Raw genomic sequence first — 17,442 nt, 5'->3', positions numbered from 1 at the left:
CTACGCATCATTTTCCTTTTAAAAATAGCCCGACAATGTTCTTGCTACGGCTTCAACATTATCATCAAAATGATGTCCCCCGGCAATACTTCATTGCTGAAATTCCTGAGCGTGATATCTTTTAAAGGGAAGTCTTTTTCTTTACTACCAAAAACAGTAACCACTTTCTGTCCGTTCATCCGATTGATCTCGGAAACGACATTCATACTCCTGTTGACTTTAATGCCAAACCAATCAGCAACATGTATCTCAAAGTCAGTGGTTGTTGATGGAGATAGTAAAACAACAGTCTTAATTTTTCTTTTTATAGTCAAGGGCAACTTATTTACTACAAAAGGAACAATATCTGCCCCAAAAGAATAGCCAACAAGTACAAGTTGTTCTTTAGAAAGGATTTCCTTTTCTGAAAGTAACCCGGTGATATCCTTTGTAGTTTGATCAGGCGTCTTTTTCTCCCAGAAATATTTTTTGGCATCCAATGCTGTTACATAATACCCCTGTTGATTTAAGGATTGGCATAAACTGGAAGAGAACCCACCCAGCCCACCATCGCCACTGATAAATAGAACTACCGTACTATAGCTAGTTGAGGTCCATACTTTAACAGGCAACTTTGTTTCCTGAATATTACCTGCCAATAATAACGGCAAAGCACACAAAACGGAAGTAATCTTTTGTATCATGGTTTCATTACAGCATTTATAGCAATAGGAAGTTGCAAAAGATCAAAATCATTATCATAGACCAGATACTTGTTTTCCCAAAGGTTGGCATATTTTTCTTTAAACTCACGCAATCCTTTATAGTGCTGGTATCTTTTCAATTTATCAGCAGCTAATTTAATAATTCTCTCTGCCGTATTTTGAGGCTGGGCAATACCGGCTAAAGGCACTAAACCTAAATTCAAATAGGACATGTCCCTTGCCTTAGCATATTCAATTAGCTTTATGATCAACGCGTCCATTGCAGCGCCTGGGGCATCGCCTGTTTTCCTTATCAGATCATATGTACACTCGCCTTCTACATAATCAGGAATAACATTCAAAAAAGCAATTAGCTGATGTTCATTATTTTCTAATGCTAGTATATCCTGCTGGAGCAATTCTTTTTCATCAAACATACCTTGTGAGAAAACCAACTCTTGTTTTTGGAATTTACTCAGCCATTCATCAGACACCTCTCTTAGTTTTTTAATGAATGCTGAACTATGAGGCGCTTGATAGATATGAGTAGAATATCCCTTTTTCTGTAAGCCATTTAACCCATTCCGCAATGATTTTTTGTCGCTCCCCTCTAACGTAAAGTTGTTGATATCCAATATAGCTTCCTGTCCAATCATTAGCATTTGCTTATTCAATTGCTTAAACCATCTAATACTATCCTCATCAACACGATAAAAAGCTGTCTTCAAACCCATTTTTCGACAATGCAGGTCAAACTCATGTAACACATCCACTTTGTTCTCGTCCGAGCAAACAGGTTCTTCTAACACAATAGCAAACCCTCTGGCTATACGATAAGCAAGGAAAGCGTCATGTAAATCAGAAAAAAAATAAAGTTTATCCTTATATAACTTAAAATAATCAATGGGAGAATGACCAAACTGGTTTAATAGAAACGTAGCTTTTTGTTTATTCTGCGCCTTGGATAATTCTTTTTTTGAAATACTGGTATAAAAAAGGGAAATAATGAAAAAGCTCCAGGTTAAAAATCCGAGTGCCCGTATTAACCAGATAAACTCATGACCAAATCTAGTAACCGGATGAAGGGTTTGGTCTTCTACTAAAAGGAAACATTTAATGGTATGTACAATTGACTGCTGCCAGGTAAAATCAATACCAAAATGTCTTTTGTCAATAAAATAAAAGCTAACAAATGTTAGGATACTGATGGTGAAAAAGTTGATCAACGCAATGGTAAGTCCCCTACGCATCCATTGTGTACTGGAACGTACCCGATATTGAGAGGTCGTTAGCAATAGAGACAATGCAGTAAAGGCCGCTAGAATGGTTTCTTCATAATCCAAAGCCTTGGTTAAATGCCCAACCAAAGAAAAAAGAGTAAATCCTAATGCCATTATCCATGCCGATCGTAATCCCTTTAATAAGAAAGCTGCCGTTAGCAACAAGGAAACACCAACTAGCAACACCAATAAATTAGAAGCATGTATGGTTGTTAAGGGCAAATATTCATGAAGTAAACGAAGGCGGCTATGTATAGGAGGTGTAATAGCAGAGATAATATTCACCAGTCCTAAGGATACGATTAGCATAACGGGCGCAATTCTTAAAAACAGATTCTTGCCTTTCCAGGCGAAGGCTAACAAACCGAATAACAGGGGTAACCAAAATTCAAAAACGCGATACAAAATGGTTATGGACAAGGCTTGAGCAGGCGTGCAACCAAACTTTTCCAGCACTAAAACCATTGATAGCTCTACTGCACCTAAGCCTCTGAGGAAGGGTGAAACGATCATCATTAATACAGACATGATATAAGCAACTGATGCTTCTAGCAAAGTGGTATTGGAAAGCCCTAAGGCCTTCATAACAATATAAATATGAAGAATACCACACAACTCTACTCCTACGGAAAAGACGACAGCTTTCCAGAAGGCCCATCTATTGATTTCGGTATCAAATAACTGATAGGTAACAGCAGAAATTGCAGGCCACTTATTATTAACCCAGGAGAATAGACTTCCTCTATTCCTTATTGTTTTGACAAGTAGAAATAGAAGCATCAGGCTGCTTAACAACAATAATAAACCTAGCCAGGCATACGAAAATGTATTCGAATAAAAAGCCGCTGTTATGATAATGGGAATACCAACTAAAACTACGGTTAGCAAACCAATAAAGCTAAATAAACCACTAGCCTGGTGGACTTGTGTTTTTGTGAATCCCGCCTTTCGTATTTGAGAAGGAGAATAGGCCAATGAACTAACGCCTCCGGCCGGTAAAAAAACACTAATGAAATTTCGTTTTAAGAATAGGTTTACAGCATCCACTAATGGCAGCCTTAACCCAACGGAAGCAAAGCTTTGTTTATAGATACCTCCCTCAAACAGGAAAAAGATCAGTGTAATTACAAAGGCGATAGCTAACCATTTAGGATCTGCTCTTAATATATGAGGGCCAATAGCTAACAACTCATTCCGTTCGCTGCGGAAGAATATAACAGCCAATAACAGCATTAATATAGCCAACATTTGCTTCCAGTAACGCTGCACCGGGAATGATTTAATAAATGTTGTTGCGGAACCCATTATATAATGATGATTGTATCAACAATTAAGCCCCGACCAGAACTGTACGGGGCTTTGTGGAGAGATGTGGCTTGTAATAACGCTACTATTTACTAGTAGGTGTAGTTGTATGCTTTTCTGTTTTTTGTTTTCCGCTTGTGTTTTTGTGACCTGAATGTTTGTGCTTGGGTTTATTAGCACTTTCATTCTTAGCAGGTGCTGTTGTAGTAGTGGTCTTGGATTTAGTTTTAACTTCTGCTTGACCACTTGGCATTGCAGCATGTTGTGAACTGGAGCTCGTTGAACTCATACTACCTGCCTGACCACTTTTATGTTCTACCTTTTGTGTGGAGGTCGTTGAAGTTGTTTTAGGATGATGCGTATTGCCAGCAGTTGATTGGGCGAAACTAGCAACACTAAAGCCCATAATAACTGCTGCTAATAAAATTAATTTTTTCATCGTTCATTGTTTTAAGAGTGATAAACTATTTGATTATTTAGCAATTTTTCTTTGCTGATATAAACCTACAATAGCTTAAAACGCATTTCAACTTCTTGTCGTTAAATAGGCAAAAGCGGTCGTCAGGAAAGGAATATGATTACGCCAATGTGAACTCTTGTTTAGGATTATAGTGCAGAGTTACTATTCAATTGTTTTTAAAAATGCTTCAGCTTCTTGTTGGGCAGAAATACAGATTGATTTTATAGCTTCTAAGCTTGCCTTCATCACCGTTGCGTCCCAAGGGTTATGTTCAATAGTATCCAGATAAGGTTGGAGTATGGCGTTAAGCCCCATAACCGACACCGTTGTTCTAAGGTTATGAGCCAACTTACGCAACTGTTCAGTATCCCCTTGTACCCAGGCTTTCTCCATCGCTGCCATTTCTTCTGGAACCGCTTCAAGAAATTGAGAAGTTACCAAACGTTCATATTCAACGTTTCCTACACTAACTTCTCTCATATAGGTGAGGTCTATAAATTCATAAGCATTGTTGCCTGCAGGAATAAAAGTACTTTCACCTTGGTCCAATTGCAATTTGACAAACTGACCAATGAGGGCATACAATTCATTTGATCGTACAGGCTTTGCTATATATTCATCCATGCCATATCCCATACAGCGCTCTTTCTCTCCAGCCATAGCATGGGCGGTCATAGCAATTATGGGAGTAGTGAGTTTTAATGAAGATCGAATTTCCTGCGTTGTCCGATAACCATCCATAAAGGGCATTTGTATATCCATTAGAATTAAGTCATACCGGCTCCTCTTCAATTTTTCCAATGCTTCTACTCCATTGTTTGCTATTTCGAACAGTATGTGCCATTCCAAAAACAAATGCTGTAATAGTGACTGATTTACCTCATTATCTTCTACGATCAGTATCCTGACATTTCCTGAATAGGTGGCTTCTTCAACTCTTACACCCGGCACTAAGGTTGAACCAATAAGTTCAGTTGATTTATTATATGGAATAACAAATTGAAAAGACGTCCCTTTACCTAGTTCACTTTGCACGTTGATCTCGCCATTTTGTAGCGCAATTAATTCTTTAACAATAGATAGGCCCAGACCTGTTCCACCAAACTGGCGCGTAATAGCCTCATCTGCCTGTTGGAAACGATCAAATACAGCTTGCAGCTTTTCCGGTTCAATACCAATACCGGTATCTTTTACCAGGAAATGGATATGAACCAATGGGGCTGAGTCTACAGTCCCTGACACAGCTACCTGAATACTTCCCTGTTCTGTAAATTTTATGGCATTGCTCAATAGATTTACCAGTATCTGCGTCAAACGGGTAGCATCACCTTCTAATATATCAGGTACATCATCTTCAACCTTCACTAACAGCTCCAATCCTTCTTCATTTGCCTTTGACTTAAACATGGCCTCTACTGAATGTAAAAGTCCACGTAAGCTAAACGGCGCTTTTTCTATGCGCATCATTCCGGCTTCAATTTTAGAAAGATCTAGGATATCGTTTACTATAGACAGTAAACTTTCACTTGACCGTTGAATCGTTTGTACGTGCTTCTTTGCGTCATTCTCTAAATCCTTTCTTAGCAGTAGATTGGTAAATCCTAAAATGGCATTTATAGGCGTTCGAATCTCATGGCTCATATTTGCCAGGAAGTTTTCCTTCACCCGCGCTGCATCACGGGCGGTCTTCTCAGAGTAACTAATTTGATGAATAAGCCGTATTTGTGTCCGTATAGTATTAATAATATACCAAAACAATATCGCTGCACTGATGAGTATAAAAATGATTAACAAGGAGCCCCATCGTTGAACCTTTTTAACGCTATTATCAATAGTTTCTGTAACCTGAGCCAACAGGTTTTGCCTGGCGTTTATTGTTTTTTGGGTTAGAACTAAAATGGAATCAGTTAAACGTTTGCCACGTTGCGTAAGAATAACTTCTTCAGCTGCCGATTTACCACCGGCCGTAAAGGCATCCAGGATCTCATTACTTGACTGCAACTTCTTTTGAATGAGCTGACTTAACTGCAGTATATAGATCTCAGAGCTATCATCATCAGAAATCCGCTGCAGCTTATCCAGATCGACTTCAATTTTTGCCATCTGCGTATTGATCCCTTCAATATAAGAGGTGTCATTTGTGGTAACTGTACCGCGGATTTTATTTTCAACAGACACCACATCACTTTCAAGGGTCTTTAGTTCATTGCTGATCTTAAACTCGTTTAGTAATTTCTGGTTACCCTCAATAAGATTATTAATATTCTTTTCTGAATTGTATTGAATAAAAATCAGAATAAGATTACCGGTTATAAAAGCAGCTATTATAAAATAGATAAACCGTTTGGCTATCATGTGGTAGTAGTCATTTACACTGCCAAGTTACTTAAGGCTATTCGAAGAGGGAAGTTCTATATAATGTACCAGTATAAAAATCAGAGAAATAATACAAATAACAATGGCAAGAAGCAATACTGCAAAAGTCACCTCACTCATACCACTTCCGGACAGCTTCAAAAAAAGATAACTGAATAAGATCAATGCCAGTGTATCAAGAAAAAACAATATGGTGTACAGCAGCTTCATAAGTTAAATAAAGCCCCGGCCTCAACCGGGGCTTAAACCAAGACCAAATGCAGATGAGAAGAAATAAACCTAAGAGAATCTAAATAACCCCCTTCTCTGAAGGGTTACTCGTTTCCGAAAATCTTGTGATATAAAGCTAAATGGTCTTAAAAGGGAGAAATAACGAAAAGAGACCATTGAGGAAAATGAATCGCCAAATAAGAAAAATGAGTCGGTAGTTTTTAGAGAATATTCATCCGCTTGTTCAAAGCTGAACGATAAGCATCGGCAACAGGCACGGGTTTACCGCCTACAATCAACGCTCCCTCCTGAATAGTATCAATCTTTTCAATGGCTACAATATAGGAACGGTGTACTCTAAGGAAACGCATGGCGGGCAATCGTTGTTCCACCAATTTCATAGTGGTATGAATAGCGTAAAAACGCTTAGCTGTATAAATCTTTACATAATCACCCATTGCTTCGATATACAAAATCTCATCAATGCTAAGGCGCTTTACAATGTTCGAATCTCTAATAAAAATAAACGCATCATCGCTCATCTTTACTTCCTCACTTAAACTTTGAAAGGCCTCCCGCGCCTTATCTATGGCCTGTACAAAGCGAGCTGGCGTTATAGGTTTAACTACATAATCCACAACGTTTAAATCATATGCTTCTGCTGCATAATCTTTCTTGGAGGTGGTAAAAATAATAATGGGACTCTTATTTCCCAGATTTCTTGTTAACTCTAAACCTGTCATGCCCGGCATTTCAATATCGAGCAAAAGGACATCTACAGGCTGCTCCTGCAACATATTATAAGCCTCCATAGCATTCGCACATTCCCCAACAATGGTAATATTTTTAACCTGACTAGCTAATTGCTTTAAAGTAGTTCGGGCTATTTTATTATCATCAACAATAAGGCAGTTCATAACTTAAAATTAAACAACCACCCGATCTAAACGAACGGAATTATTAAAATAGAATACAAATGTTCCCTCCAAAATTTAGTAAACAGTAAGATTTCAAATACAAATGGTTGGAATTGACCGAATACTGTCATCACTCAGCTGTGCCTAAAAACAAGCTTAACTCCTTTCTCCTATCCTAACTAAACCAGAGATCGCTTCAGCTCTTTCAGAAATATTACCAGCAGCTCTCCCACCTTTTCGTTTGATTCTAATATGCTAGTTGGCTAGGTTAACCTGAATTTTATATGAATACGTAAAGATTTCATTCGTTATACCGGTGCTTTCTTTTTGTCAGTTTAATACAAGCATTTCTTTAGGTATCTGTTTACTTTTACATATGCACTCCTATTTCCAGTTGAAGCAAAACAATACTTCAGTGCAAACTGAGGTTATAGCAGGCATATCCAGTTTCTTGGCTACTTCCTATATTATTGTTGTTAACCCTGGCATCTTAAGTCAGGCTGGTCTCCCCTTCAATGCCGTACTAACGGCCACTGTTGTTGTTTGTTTCTTAAGCTCCTTCATGATGGGCATATATGCACACAACCCAATAGTGGTGGCACCTGGTATGGGACTAAACGCCTTTTTTACTTATTCTGCTGTGTTAGGGTTAGGAATACCTTGGCAAACAGCTTTAGGCGCTGTTTTCTGGTCAGGCATTTTCTTTCTGGTCTTATCCGTTTTTAATATTCGCACCTATATTGTAAAGGCCATACCAAGGCCCTTGCGTTATGCAATAGCAGCAGGCATTGGCTTATTCATTACCCTCATAGGTTTGGCCAATGCAGGCTTTGTTGTAAAAAGTCCAGCAACGATTCTTAGTCATGCACGTTTAAATCCTACACTTCTCATTTTTATTGCAGGCTTGTTTTTAACAGCTATACTGATTGTACGTCATGTGAAAGGAGCCATTCTTCTTGGAATTATTGTTACGACCTTGTTAGCACTGACTATTGGCAGAGGATGGGGAGGCGACTCGCAACTAGTAAAATATAGTGGTGTATTTGCTGCCCCTGATTTTAGCTTATTAGGAAAGCTAGACTGGATCGGTTCTTTAAAATTTGCTGTACTACCTGTAATATTTGCCTTTGTATTTACCGACCTCTTTGATAGCCTCTCTACCTTAGTAGGTCTAGCCGAAGCAGCTAACTTGATTGACGAAAATGGCGATCCGCGCAACATTAAACGAGCCTTAATTGTAGACGCCATCTCTACTACCGTTGGAGGCCTGGTAGGTAGCAGTCCCGGCACGGCTTATATCGAATCTGCCGTTGGAATTGAAGAAGGGGGGCGCACCGGCCTAACCGCCATTGTAGCAGCCCTGCTCTTCTTACCCTTTCTTTTTCTAGCTCCACTTTTAAGTATGGTTCCTTCTATTGCTACTGCTCCGGCACTGGTGCTTGTTGGTACATTTATGCTGCGACCAGTAATAAAGATCAATTGGATGCAGCTTGACGACGCGATCCCAGCTTTCCTGGCAATGGTGATTATTCCTTTCTCCTACTCCATTTCACAAGGAATCATTTGGGGTTTTCTAAGCTGGACTGTCATCAAAGCAGCCTCTGGCAAGTGGAAAGAACTATCACCAGCCCTCTTGGCAATAGATGCTTTTTGTGTTCTTGCCTTGATTATTGAGTAATGAAACGTAGTTGTTTGGAATAATAACAAGGCTAAAAAAATACCCCTCTAATTACTTTTGCCGGAGTGCAGCATGTACCCGCCGCCCTTCGTTTACAACTATATCAATGATTTCCTCCATATCTTTTTTGGATGTCCTAAAGTTCACTACACAGCTCCGCAAACAGTATTGATCATTTATCAAAGCATTTGATAAGAACACTTGCCCCCCTTTTTGTAATTCATTTAGCAAGGCCTCGTTCAAATTGTTTAAATAGTCATCTGATGGATTATAACCCTGTGGAATGTAGCGTAAAGCAGTTATGCTTAAATTTTGAGTTACAGCCTCCAGCTCAGGGTGACGGCTTGCCAATTCAAATAAATAATTTGAAACGCTAATATCCTCTTCTATCATTTGCACATAACCGCTCTTTCCTACTTGCTGTAAGGCCAACCAAACTTTCAAAGCACGAAAACCTCGGGAGTTTTGCAGTCCATATTCATAAAAGTTTTGAAAGGGTATTTCCTCTTCTGTATTATCGAAATTATAATATACGGGATGAGAGCTGAATGTCTCCAGCAGGTGATTGGGATCTTTAACTAACGTACATCCTGCCTCTAACGGACTATACAACCATTTGTGAGGATCAAGTGCTAGAGAATCTGCTTCTTCAATACCTGCAAACAAGCCTTGCTGACTGGGCACAGCAGCAGCAGGTATGCCATAGGCACCATCTATATGAAACCACAGATTATATGTTTTGCAAATGTCGGCTATAGCTCTAAAATCATCTACTACGCCGGTACTTACATCGCCGGCATTACCAACTACCAGAAATGGCTGATAGCCTTTTTCCTTATCCGCTTTTATCGTTTGCTCCAATACAAGCGTATTGATCTTCCGATCTGCAGTGGTTTCAATCCAATGTATGGCATTTGCACCCAATCCAAATAAAATAGCCGCTTTTTCAGCCCAGGTATGTGTAGCTTTTGAACAATAAAATACCAAGGGGGCTGAAAGGCCAGTAAGCCCTTCCTCTTTGATACGTTTGGGAGCTTTGGCAGTGCGGCCAGCTAAGAAACCGGTAAAGTTGGCCATATTACCGCCACTCACCAACAAACCACCATAGTTAGGCGAAACACCTATAAATTCGGCCAGCCAGCTTACGGTTTGCTTCTCGATCTCAGTAGCCATTGGACTTAAAATCTGTGCACCAACATTAGCATTCACTGTAGCAGCTAGCATATCAGCCAAAGCCCCTATAGGAGCCGGTGACGATGTTATATACCCAAGGAACTTAGGATGTCCATTGAATAAGGAGTGGTTTAATAATATTGTAGAAACCTTGGTAAGCAATTTTTCTATAGGGATACCATGTTCTGGTAGTGGCGAATGCCCTAATATTTCCTGTAATTGTTTTGGAAGTTCACCGGAAGTAACTGGTCTCTCCTTGATAGAATCAAAAAATTGAGCAATAGTATCTACCAGCTGATGCCCAACTGTTCTAAATAATACTTCATCAATTTCTATGGGAGATCTTCGGCTATCTGTCATCTTAAAACATATTTTAGTTGCTTACAAGGGAATAGATAACTCTGCCAACAAATAAGAGTCTTTTGGCGTGGAATCAGTTTAAAGTTATTGTGTTTTAACAGGACTAAAAAGTTGAATTATTACCATGGGGGCATACCTCTTTGCCTTAAACTACCAGTAGTTGTCAATAGTTAACCTTGAAGTTTTCACCAATTGAAAACGACTCTTTCATTATCATTAAAAGAATTGTAATTTTATAATTCTTCCTCCTCCTACAACTAACCATTACCACTACTCCTTATCTAAGCTGGCATCCTTCAATTAAAACACAGAAACATGAAAAAGCTTCTTTTCATTGGCGTACTCCTGCCACTTATGGTATTATGTCAGAACAGAACAGTAGTATCAACCAATCGTATATTTCCGAAACCTGACAAGGTAATGGAGTTTGAAAAAGCACTCACTAACCATGCTCAGAAATACCATACAGGTCTTTGGAAATGGAGAGTTTACACCATTGAGTCGGGTCCCGATGCAGGTGGCTATCATATTGTAGAAGGCCCTACAACGTGGGATGAAGTTGATAAAAGGGGCGATCTGGGAGCAGAACATATGAATGATTGGCTGAAAAATGTAATGCCGCTAACCACTGAAAAATCAGCTAATTCCTACTCCGTTTTTCGTGAAGATTTAAGTTCTATTGGAATAACTGACTATTCTGATAAAATCACGATCAACCACGTATACCCCAAACCGGGCCAATTTCCAGCTGTAGAAGAACTTGTCAAACAGCTAAAAAAGGTGTGGGACGCCAGCAATCAAACAATTGCTGTTTATGAAGCCAGCGCATCTGGCGAACCCCAAATGGCATTTGTTACCCGCTACAAACAAGGATTGAAAGAAAGAGAGCGGGATTTTAGAAAACCCATGAAGGAACGTTATGAAGCCATCAATGGCGCTGGTTCTTACGAAAAATACTTGGCTACCATTGCCAATATAACCGATCACAGTTGGTCTGAAATGCTATTCTATAACGCCAAACTAAGTTCAAAATAATAATACTGCTGAATTCTTCAGTTAAAGACAAGCTAAGTACTAATTATATCAACATTTAAGGTACTACTAAATTTTCCCTATTAATGCCAGTAGGAAGAGCACAAAATATTAACAATAACAATGAAGCTTGGTTATTTACTATATATAGTAAATAGACTTTTAGACATATAAATGAAAAAGAGATTTCGAATTTACGAAAGGTAATATGTATGTTTGCAGTCTTAACTTTAAGCAGTTAGTTTTGGTATCGAGCCCTATTTCTATAGGGCTTTCTTATTTTAATTAGGTTACCACTTATTCTCATTTCCTCAATTATAACAATACTATAATTTAGAATAACCTGGATTTTAAATTTAGCCTTTCATAATTTAAACACCGGCAAGTATTGATAAGCCTCTTTAATTATGTTTAAAAATAAATGAGAAAAGAGCGAAATGAATCGCTCTTTCCCTTTTTCTATTGGATATGGATTTTACTTGCTGTTCATCTTATTTTGGCTTCGAGTTTCTTTAAGCGTTCAAATAGTTGTTGTTCGTTATTTTGCAACGCTGTTATCTTTTGTAATTGCTCCTTCTTATCCTCTTCGCTTTTCTTTAGTTTTTCCTGCAGTGATTCAATTTCGGTTTGCTGTTCCTGCACTGCTTTTACTAACGGTACGACAAAAGTGGAGTAACTCAAGGTATAGATGTCGTTTTCATTCTTAGGTACTCTAACCCCATCAAAGGCGTAACCTACTTGTTTGGCAGCTTGCTCTACCTGCTGGGCAATGAAACCAGTTCTTCTCTCCAAATCCTCCTCTTTGTAACTGGTTTGCGATACATAACTGTTTAATTCACTGGTCTTGATCTTGCCATCGCGATAGTCGGCCAGTTTTTGATTGTCAAACAAATAGGTCACCGGCTGAAGAGCCATGATAAAGTTCAGGCCCTTTACATCTGTGCGAATTTGGCTTTTGAAGCGCCTGTCGGAAATAAGTGTGCTTCCTTTAGATACAACATCCCCAGCTGTGACCACCTGACTTACAGAGGAATTACCCAACTGGATCGTGTTGGATGCCGTTACGATGGCGCCATTTCCAATAGCTGTAGCATTAGTTAAACCAGCTTGATTTACATCTGCATTATAACCTATAGCGGTATTAAAGTTATTGTTGTCAAAATTACGCATTGCATTATAGCCTACTGCCGTATTACTAGAACCTGTGGCATGTAGTCTCAGTGCATTGGATCCAAGGGCTGTATTGAATGAGGTTGCCGCAGCTGTTAATAAAGCATTGTTACCAACGGCGGTGTTATCTGAACCATTATCACTTGCATTCAATGCCCTGTATCCTAGCGCCGTATTTCGGCTACCAGTTTTTGAGTTCAGTAATGTCTCTCCCCCTAAAGCAGTATTATTGGAGCCTGCAGTATTAGTTGACAGACTATAGGTTCCAATTGCTGTGTTGCCAGAAGCTGAAGGAGCATTATTAGCATTTAAAGCTAAATATCCCACGGCTGTATTCGAACTGGCGCTGGTATTATTAGCTAATGCGCTATAGCCCAAAGCAGTGTTTGCCGAAGCTGAATTTTTTGACAAAGTATTATAACCGAATGCTGTTACTTGAGTGCCTGTATTAGCGGCTAAGGAACCTAACCCCAAACCTATATCTCCATTCGCACCGATCTTACCCGACGCCTGGTTGCTGACTTTAAAATTCAGGTCCTGCGCATTAGTGGTGCCAATAAAGCTGGTGGCAGGAGCACTACTACCTTCCAAGCCCCAACCACTCAGTTGTTTCCAAGTAGCAGTATTTCCGTCCCAGTAGTTAAAGCCTCGTTCGGCTCCATTGGTTTGATAAATTAGAAGTCCATCGGCAGGTGCAGCTGGAGAAGGTGTAGGGCGTATAAAAGCACTCACGCGCGGAATCAACAAGCCCTTATCCAGAGATGTCATATCCACCAATGCATTGGTGTGGGGAGCGGTGACACCTATACCCACTTGAACAGCATCTAATCCTGTTCCTCCCAAAATTAAACTGTTAGACCTAGTTACCTTTGCATTATATCCAATAGCAGTAGTTTTAGATAATGCGTTAAAGCCAATATCAGGACCTGCACCATTACCTAGTGCTGTATTAAAGCTTCCGGAGGCATTAACATTGAGAGCGGATAAGCCAACAGCTGTATTATCATTCCCATCTATATTCTGTTGTAAACCTCCAAGGGATACATTTCTGCTGCCTGTTTGATTGTTACCTAAAGACCCAAGACCAACTGCGGTATTAAAATTTCCAGTAGTATTTTTTACTAAGGCCTGGTTTCCAAGGGCTGAATTAAACCCTCCTGTAGTATTGTTTTGCATGGCATAAGCACCAAGAGCTGTATTTCCGCCCCCCGAACTTGCTTCGCTAAGAGATTCGAGACCCAAGCCAATATTTGTATTTGAAATAAAACCTGAGTGTGTATTTGATGTTCTAAAACGCAAGGGCTGATTATCTAAAGTACCTAGAAAGTTAGTGCTTGTTGTCCCTCCATTGCCGTTCAACCGCCAACCGCTGCCCAAAGGCTGCCACGCTGCGCCATCCCAATAATAAAACCCCTCTTGACCATCCGTTTGATAGATCAACAGGCCTTTGGCAGCAACAGCTGGCGAAGGAGTGGGACGATTAACTGAACTCACCCGAGGAATAAGCAAACCTTTGTTTGGAGACACAATTTCCAGCTGGGCGCTGCTGTGAGGTACCGCAACACCAATACCCACCTGCGCGAAACCACCTATTACACAAAAAACAGTTAGTAAGGATAAAAATGTAGTTTTCATAATCATATTGTGGATTAACCAGGGTTATTTCTTAATAAAGGAATGAGTGGATGTGCTTCCGCTTTGTTTAATGATCTCCAAATAATACATACCTGCTGGTAGGGATTGAATATTCAGCTCGTATGAAGACAACTGAGAAAGTGGTTTGTGCATTACCAGCTTACCAGCAGCATCACGCACTAAAAGATATTGAATGCTCTCTCCCGCTCTGATGTGAAGGGTATTATTGGCCGGATTGGGGTAAAGTAGCACAGCATTATTACTATTTATTGGCAGTACTGTTACAACAGTTGAATAGGAATATTTTCCATTAATATCCACCTGCATTATCCGGTAAAATGTTTTTTGATTAGAAGCGTGCAGATCAACCTGACTGTAATGATTTAATTCTGCTATTCCTTTAGCATTAACCTTTTCCCCAACTGGTTTCCAGTCGGAAGTATTCAGGCTCGATTCTACTATAAAATGCGAAGTATTCGTTTCAGCTCGTGTCTGCCACTCTACTAACACTAATTGATTCTTGCGGTAAGCAGTAACCGTCCCCCACTGAAGTGGCAAAGGAACAATCACCTTTCCTAGCGTTAGTTCATTGAAAATAATATTACTTAACCCTAGCGTGGTAACATAATTCGCTAACCCATCTCGAATTGTTCCAGTAGCGAAGGGGTTCCAGATATTATCATGAGTATAAAGAATCAACTCGTTTTCAGAAAGTCCATTCAATTCTGTGTCGTCGTAATAAATAGTAACCGTTCCCGTGAACGGAGCCAAATCGGCTGTCCAAGGGAAAAAGCGCTTTATATGCTGCATAGGTACGGGAGTATGTGTTTCAACATCTTTCCTCAAATCATAATTATCTCCATCTATTGAATAATTAGTTGAAGGCACTAACACCAGACCATCAATGGAAACAGTTGTATTTGAAATGATCGAAAATGACGTACCTGCCGCAACCTTTATTCCGGCTTGGGCCAAAGCAACCTGAATACAACAGGTCATACAAAAAGCAGCAATTAGCAGCCATTTCATTTTCATAGCATTACAGATATAGTTTCTTTTACCAATTGATGGAACTGGTAATTATTTAAATAGTATGCTTCAATTAGGGTAATGTATTGTATCTACGGTAGGTCGTAAGGTTGTAGTGATTAACACCTAATAATATCTTAATATCATAAGAGACAAAACTATAAACGCCCTAGTAGAAATAGGCCATGGTAAACACCTCTTTATATAATTAGGTACTGCTACTGACAAGCAACGTCATAGCTTTGCGCATCCAAGCATGCAATGTTTGTTGATGGAGAACGTTTTTCTTCCCACTCTTAAAACAGATAATCGTGTGAGCTTCATATAAGACTCAACTTGTAACATGTTTACTATGATCCATAGCCATTTGGAAAGCTGCTTTAACTAATACAGAAATAACCAAACAGATCGATCTATTACAGACTATTTCTAGATGCACTTAGTTGAACTTTGTTTTAAACCAGCCAAGTGTAATTTAATTTACTAGGCATAATCTTAAATACATCAGATAAGTAGTACAATTATTTTTAAGCTCTATAATCATTGAATCAGGTGATCGGATCACATCTTTAACTTCTAGCCAATAGCTTGTTGCTCCTATTACTTAAAAGAAGCTTTAAGCCTTCTGCACTTCCTTTTCTTGAATCATCTCTTCAACATATCCTTTCTTTAATTGTTCATAGAAAGAGTGCTTATCAATGAGTAGCGCTGCAATATTTGATAGTAAAGCGGCCAGCATAAGGTGAAAGATTACACTATGGCGATCTGTCATTTCCAATACTAAAATTGCCGATGTAAATGGTGTACGTGTAACACCCGTAAGAAAACCCACCATGCCACTTAAAATAAGAATATTTGCATTGGCACCCACTACATCAAAAAGACTGGCAACATATGCGCCTATTGAAGCCCCTGCCGCCAACGCAGGCGCAAATACCCCACCCGCAGCACCTGTATTGAAACAAAGTATGGGCCCCACCATACGCCATAACACCGTATCCCATCTAACTGCTTTTTGATCCGTAAAAAGCGTGGTATTCATAAGCTCCTTGCCTGAACCTAATATGGATTCATTTACAAAAAAGGCAACAGCTGCAATCAGCAGTCCCGCAAAAAGCAGGTACAGCAAGGACTTGGTTTGATTAAAGGTTCGCTTCCATTTCATGATCCGTAAAATGGTCTTACACATCAAGCTACCCAATAAACCGGCAAAAATAGAAGATACAGCAACTCCTAAAAAGATAGAAAAACGCAACCCTTGGACATCAGGATATCCCAGGTACAGGTAGGGACCTAAAAGACCTTGAGCTGTTAAACCTGCAATGATCACAGCCGTAAAAAGGGCGGTACGGAAAAAACGGATATGAATTCGTGCTAATTCCTCCATGGCAAATACAACGCCTCCCAGTGGTGTATTAAAAGCCGCCGCTAATCCGGCTGCAGCACCGGTTAGTATAAAACTTTGCTTGGACAGTTTGGGCCAGGTAGCAGGTATCCATTTTTCAACCATGCGAAATAAAGAACCCGCGATTTGAATTGTAGGCCCTTCTCGCCCTACAGCACCTCCACCAATAACCATTAATACACTGGATATGATCTTGGTTACAGCTATACGAAAGCTCAGCAACTTTTTAATCTTGCTATCGTGCTTAGGGGTAGCTAATTCTATGGCAGCCATAACCTGCGGAATACCACTGCCTTTTGCATTAGGGGCAAAACGATGTACAACCCACCAGGCCATAAAAAAGCAGACCGGGGTAAAAATAAATAGTGACCAAGCACGCCAATGAAGAAGAGAATGCATGATGGCTTCACCATAACCAAACAGTTTCGTAAACCCAACAGCTACTAGTCCGGTCAACAAGGACGCAAACCAAAAAGGAATAGCCTGTAGCGCATTTGTTTTCAACCTTTCCGACCCTACCAGGTCAAACACTGCTTTCAACTTCTTTCTTATCAATCCAAAGCCTCGAATTGCCATATTAATGATTAAGGAGCTAAACCAACCAGAGACAAACGACTTAGTAACCTGCAGAGTAACAATCCTCTTTAAAACAAATACACATCATTCTGCCTCCTATTAAAGGTTCAAAACTATTGATAACTAATAAGACAGTGAACGACAAGGCGAGTT

The 17,442-nt window shown here is 39.6% G+C and carries 11 protein-coding genes; 2 read left to right on the top strand and 9 right to left on the bottom strand.

From position 1 onward, the window contains the following. Positions 1–44 precede the first annotated feature (44 nt). The 5 genes from SY85_RS00445 to SY85_RS00420 all read right to left on the bottom strand — a co-directional run bounded on the left by SY85_RS00445 (position 45) and on the right by SY85_RS00420 (position 7,231). The gene (locus SY85_RS00445; protein WP_082886241.1) at positions 45–683 is read right to left on the bottom strand and encodes an AcvB/VirJ family lysyl-phosphatidylglycerol hydrolase; all 639 of its coding nucleotides are present in this window, start codon (positions 681–683) and stop codon (positions 45–47) included. Beyond that, on the bottom strand, positions 680–3,268 hold the full coding sequence (locus SY85_RS00440; RefSeq protein ID WP_066401268.1) for a phosphatidylglycerol lysyltransferase domain-containing protein: 2,589 nt from the start codon (positions 3,266–3,268) through the stop codon (positions 680–682). Before SY85_RS00440 ends, SY85_RS00445 begins: the two co-directional genes overlap by 4 nt. A gap of 85 nt (positions 3,269–3,353) precedes the next feature. Next, positions 3,354–3,707, bottom strand: a complete 354-nt coding sequence (locus SY85_RS00435; RefSeq protein WP_066401267.1) for a hypothetical protein — start codon at positions 3,705–3,707, stop codon at positions 3,354–3,356. A 183-nt stretch (positions 3,708–3,890) separates the two neighbouring features. Then, positions 3,891–6,083, bottom strand: coding sequence for an ATP-binding protein (locus SY85_RS00430; protein ID WP_066401266.1), 2,193 nt, complete (start codon positions 6,081–6,083; stop codon positions 3,891–3,893). Positions 6,084–6,535: 452 nt separating this feature from the next. Next, positions 6,536–7,231: a LytR/AlgR family response regulator transcription factor gene (locus tag SY85_RS00420; protein ID WP_066401262.1), complete on the bottom strand. Its 696-nt coding sequence runs from the start codon at positions 7,229–7,231 to the stop codon at positions 6,536–6,538. 376 nt (positions 7,232–7,607) lie between these two features. Between SY85_RS00420 and SY85_RS00415 the strand changes: the two genes are divergently transcribed. Then, positions 7,608–8,909, top strand: a complete 1,302-nt coding sequence (locus SY85_RS00415) for an NCS2 family permease (RefSeq protein ID WP_066401260.1) — start codon at positions 7,608–7,610, stop codon at positions 8,907–8,909. A 51-nt stretch (positions 8,910–8,960) separates the two neighbouring features. Here SY85_RS00415 and SY85_RS00410 read toward each other — a convergent pair whose 3' ends face one another. Continuing rightward, positions 8,961–10,442: a pyridoxal phosphate-dependent decarboxylase family protein gene (locus SY85_RS00410; protein WP_066401258.1), complete on the bottom strand. Its 1,482-nt coding sequence runs from the start codon at positions 10,440–10,442 to the stop codon at positions 8,961–8,963. Positions 10,443–10,757: 315 nt separating this feature from the next. Here SY85_RS00410 and SY85_RS00405 point away from each other — a divergent pair, with 315 nt between their 5' ends. Continuing rightward, positions 10,758–11,477 carry a hypothetical protein gene (locus SY85_RS00405; RefSeq protein ID WP_066401256.1) on the top strand — a complete coding sequence of 240 codons (720 nt, stop codon included), beginning with the start codon at positions 10,758–10,760 and terminating at the stop codon, positions 11,475–11,477. 483 nt (positions 11,478–11,960) lie between these two features. Here SY85_RS00405 and SY85_RS00400 read toward each other — a convergent pair whose 3' ends face one another. The 3 genes from SY85_RS00400 to SY85_RS00390 all read right to left on the bottom strand — a co-directional run bounded on the left by SY85_RS00400 (position 11,961) and on the right by SY85_RS00390 (position 17,289). Further along, entirely contained in the window at positions 11,961–14,279 is a 2,319-nt protein-coding gene (locus SY85_RS00400) for a tail fiber domain-containing protein (RefSeq protein WP_158512918.1), read from the bottom strand. A 24-nt stretch (positions 14,280–14,303) separates the two neighbouring features. Next, positions 14,304–15,308, bottom strand: a complete 1,005-nt coding sequence (locus SY85_RS00395) for a T9SS type A sorting domain-containing protein (protein WP_158512917.1) — start codon at positions 15,306–15,308, stop codon at positions 14,304–14,306. A 616-nt stretch (positions 15,309–15,924) separates the two neighbouring features. Beyond that, positions 15,925–17,289, bottom strand: coding sequence for a chloride channel protein (locus SY85_RS00390; protein WP_066401250.1), 1,365 nt, complete (start codon positions 17,287–17,289; stop codon positions 15,925–15,927). Between the last annotated feature and the right edge of the window lie 153 nt (positions 17,290–17,442).

Origin of the sequence: Flavisolibacter tropicus (assembly GCF_001644645.1) — a bacterium.
In the GTDB taxonomy this organism is placed as follows: Bacteria; Bacteroidota; Bacteroidia; order Chitinophagales; family Chitinophagaceae; genus Flavisolibacter; species Flavisolibacter tropicus.
This window is presented reverse-complemented; position numbering and strand designations above follow the sequence as displayed.

What these genes read in the sequence shown, in the direction of transcription:
- SY85_RS00430 (WP_066401266.1), bottom strand. Translation starts at nt 6,083, where the DNA reads ATGATAGCCAAACGGTTTATCTATTTTATAATAGCTGCTTTTATAACC.
- SY85_RS00440 (WP_066401268.1), bottom strand. Translation starts at nt 3,268, where the DNA reads ATGGGTTCCGCAACAACATTTATTAAATCATTCCCGGTGCAGCGTTAC.
- SY85_RS00445 (WP_082886241.1), bottom strand. Translation starts at nt 683, where the DNA reads ATGATACAAAAGATTACTTCCGTTTTGTGTGCTTTGCCGTTATTATTG.
- SY85_RS00415 (WP_066401260.1), top strand. Translation starts at nt 7,608, where the DNA reads ATGCACTCCTATTTCCAGTTGAAGCAAAACAATACTTCAGTGCAAACT.
- SY85_RS00390 (WP_066401250.1), bottom strand. Translation starts at nt 17,289, where the DNA reads ATGGCAATTCGAGGCTTTGGATTGATAAGAAAGAAGTTGAAAGCAGTG.
- SY85_RS00395 (WP_158512917.1), bottom strand. Translation starts at nt 15,308, where the DNA reads ATGAAATGGCTGCTAATTGCTGCTTTTTGTATGACCTGTTGTATTCAG.
- SY85_RS00405 (WP_066401256.1), top strand. Translation starts at nt 10,758, where the DNA reads ATGAAAAAGCTTCTTTTCATTGGCGTACTCCTGCCACTTATGGTATTA.
- SY85_RS00435 (WP_066401267.1), bottom strand. Translation starts at nt 3,707, where the DNA reads ATGAAAAAATTAATTTTATTAGCAGCAGTTATTATGGGCTTTAGTGTT.
- SY85_RS00420 (WP_066401262.1), bottom strand. Translation starts at nt 7,231, where the DNA reads ATGAACTGCCTTATTGTTGATGATAATAAAATAGCCCGAACTACTTTA.
- SY85_RS00400 (WP_158512918.1), bottom strand. Translation starts at nt 14,279, where the DNA reads ATGAAAACTACATTTTTATCCTTACTAACTGTTTTTTGTGTAATAGGT.
- SY85_RS00410 (WP_066401258.1), bottom strand. Translation starts at nt 10,442, where the DNA reads ATGACAGATAGCCGAAGATCTCCCATAGAAATTGATGAAGTATTATTT.